The 2898-nt window shown below is 39.5% G+C and carries 3 protein-coding genes and 1 pseudogene; 3 read left to right on the forward strand and 1 reads right to left on the reverse strand.

Annotated features, from left to right (window positions below; translation table 11 throughout):
- Window positions 1-557 (forward strand): PQQ-binding-like beta-propeller repeat protein (locus tag J7J01_09415; GenBank protein MCD6211082.1); only part of this gene is annotated, 557 nt, incomplete at its 5' end.
- Complete coding sequence (locus tag J7J01_09420) at window positions 547-2346, forward strand: hypothetical protein (GenBank protein ID MCD6211083.1); 1800 nt, start codon at window positions 547-549, stop codon at window positions 2344-2346. The genes J7J01_09415 and J7J01_09420, both read left to right, overlap by 11 nt.
- A gap of 69 nt (window positions 2347-2415) precedes the next feature.
- Here the strand turns inward: J7J01_09420 and J7J01_09425 are convergent, their stop codons facing one another.
- Entirely contained in the window at window positions 2416-2592 is a 177-nt protein-coding gene (locus tag J7J01_09425; GenBank protein MCD6211084.1) for a hypothetical protein, read from the reverse strand.
- Between the two features lie 24 nt (window positions 2593-2616).
- Between J7J01_09425 and J7J01_09430 the strand changes: the two are divergent.
- Window positions 2617-2898, forward strand: a pseudogene (locus tag J7J01_09430) (IS5 family transposase).

A 2898-nucleotide genomic window follows, 5' to 3' on the forward strand; every position in this document is an offset into this window, starting at 1 on the left:
TTGGCGAATTGTTCCTGGTATTGGGAACTGGTCTATTTGTTGTCGGAGCAATAGGATTTATGGCGGGGTATTTGTCACAAGACCAAACAGCGATGTTTTTGGTTGCCCCTTTAGCATCAGCAAGCGACTGGCAAATGGTTCGACACGATTCACGCAACACCGGCTACACAAATGAAACTGTTCCAGATGAGCTGGAGTTGTTGTGGAGGGGTTATGACCCGAGGGGATGGTTGGATCGGTTTCTCGGAATGGTGATGTCAACTGATCCACTAGTTGCAGATGAAAAAGTGTTTGTGATTTTTAATAGTGAATTACATGCCATAGATGCAGATACAGGGAAAAAAATTTGGAGTTATAAACCTGAAAAATATATTTCCTCAATAGCAATTGCGGATGAAAAGGTATTTGTTGGCGCAGGAGCTGGAGGTGAAAAAATCTATTGCTTTGGTGCTGCGAAAGGAGAAAAAGGAGTTCCAGGATTTGAAGTAATATTTGCTTCGGCAGGATTGCTCATTGGGGCATATCTTTTGAGGAGGAGAGTGAAAAATGGGAAATAAAATCGCATATATTTTGCTCGGTTTAGCAGTTTTAAGCATATTTCAGACGGTTGTTATCGCACAACCCGTGATAGAACAAGGTCCACTGCTAACGCCGCAACTTATAGAGATATCACCGCAGGTCTCTGCAATCGAATATATTATAGCAGACCATTCACATCACCATTTAGGAGACGATTTTAAGGAGAACTTGATTCCAAAAGAGCCTGAAGGGGTAGTATATACAAAAACTTTCTTCATGGACTCAGAATTTGAGTCGCCTGAACTCATTTTGATGATAAAGTCTGTTGTCCCTGTTGCTCCGCATGAAATCAATGATTCTACGGAATATCTGGATAAAGTTTACATAAATGATGTAGAAGTTGGCATACTTAATTTTTATGCTACTCCTGAACACGAACCCGCCGATGTATACATATACATTTCAGTCGACCCAGGTCTGCTAAGAATTGGCAATAATACGATTAAAATAACCTCGGGCAGCAACAGGGACGGCAGCAATTATGACGATTTCGAGTTTTTTGGACTCATACTAAAAGGGATACGTAAAACCGGATGGATGCTTTCTGGAAGGGTTACTTATAACCACAAGCCTGCATTTGCATGGATTGACGTTTATCATAATGAAACCGAGAATAAAGAATGGGCGAGGCTTGTAAGTTCATTCGGGAGTAACGAAGACGGCACATACTCAATCAAACTTCCAAATGGTGTTTATGATATCACGGCATCGACGGTGGGTGCTTCTGATACTAAAACCACTGCAATAAATAACTCAAATGTTTCGCTTGATTTCAATCTCGAATATACTTATACGCCACCACCTGCTGAGGAGATTATTTTCAGAGACGATTCACATCACCATTTAGGAGACGATTTTAAGGAGAACTTGATTCCAAAAGAGCCGGAAGGGTTGGTATATACAAAAACTTTCTTCATGAACTCAGAATTTGAGTCGCCTGAACTCATTTTGATGATAAAGTCAGTTGTTCCTGATGCTCTGTATGAAATCAATGATTCTACGGAATATCTGGATAAAATTTACATAAACGATGTAGAAGTCGGCATACTCAATCTTCATGTTATTCCAGAGCTTGAAACAAGCGAGTTTTGGACTTTGCTTGACCCAAATCCGCTAAGGATTGGCGATAACACGATTAAAATAACCTCGGGCAGCAACAGGGACGGCAGCAATTATGACGATTTCGAGTTCTTCAACCTTAAACTCAAAGGAATACGAAAAACAGGTTGGGTCCTATCAGGAAGAGTTGAAATTGATAACGAACCTGCAAATGCATACGTCTGCGTTTATCGTCATGGGACCGACGAACTTGTAAGCTCATGTCTGACCGATAATAACGGTTCGTATTCCCTAAAACTTCCAAATGGCGTTTATGATGTTAAAGCAACTTCAAATACAGGTTTTTTTAATCCACAATCTGCCACTAAAACGCTTGTAATTAATAATTCGAATGTTACGCTTGATTTGAAGACATCCATGTTTGGTTTTTTCCTTTTTTTATTTTTTATCTTCTTTATTTTACCCTCTTCTATTACAGGACTTATCATTGCAATCGTGGTGTATGCATTCACTAAAAATAGAAAATTAACTGTGATTGGTTTTGTCTCGGGAATGGTTACTGCTTGTGTATCGAATATGTGGCTGATAGATGTAATAGAGGAGAGGTCATTACCACTGTCAGCAGGTATAGCCTTTATTATAGTTGCAGTTCCAATTATTTTGTTGAGCAAACGGAAATCGAAAGTTGAAGGAGGAGGTGAGTTATGATGAAGGATTTATTATGTATTGCACTATTATTATTTGCGGCTATTCCACTTGCTTCTGCCACGGCAATGGTTATATATAGACACTGCGCATCATCATCTCGGAGACGATTATAATTATGACGACTTTGAATTTTACGACCTTGCAATGCACCTGACCGAAACTGAGCGAATGGAGCGCTAATTTGGCGTATAAAGATGGCGTTTTAACCCCTTTACCCCCCATCAACCATTCACAAAAGATCATCATATCACTCTCCAATCTATCAAAAGAGAAGCTATAACGATGCTGAAGGTCGTGATACACGCAATGTGCTTTGAAGGAGATATAACCTTCGTAATAAGCGAATTAAAGGCTAAAGCATAGTTAGGGGAGTTTACAGGCTTCTAAGCAGGTTTACAGTATCAGTTTGTGGAAAGCGTAAGAGCGTAAAAACGATAATAATTAGAGATACCACCAATTTGACGGTGGATATTAACAGGTTCAGAAAGAAGTATAAGAGTGAAGATTTAAAAGATAAGGACTATAAATGGGCTTATTCCAGGTCCAAAGGCT

The organism is Methanophagales archaeon (assembly GCA_021159465.1).
Lineage (GTDB): Archaea > Halobacteriota > Syntropharchaeia > Alkanophagales > Methanospirareceae > G60ANME1.

Excerpts from the sequence above, each read along its gene's own strand:
- J7J01_09420 (MCD6211083.1), top strand. The coding sequence starts at position 547 with ATGGGAAATAAAATCGCATATATTTTGCTCGGTTTAGCAGTTTTAAGC.
- J7J01_09425 (MCD6211084.1), bottom strand. The coding sequence starts at position 2,592 with ATGATGATCTTTTGTGAATGGTTGATGGGGGGTAAAGGGGTTAAAACG.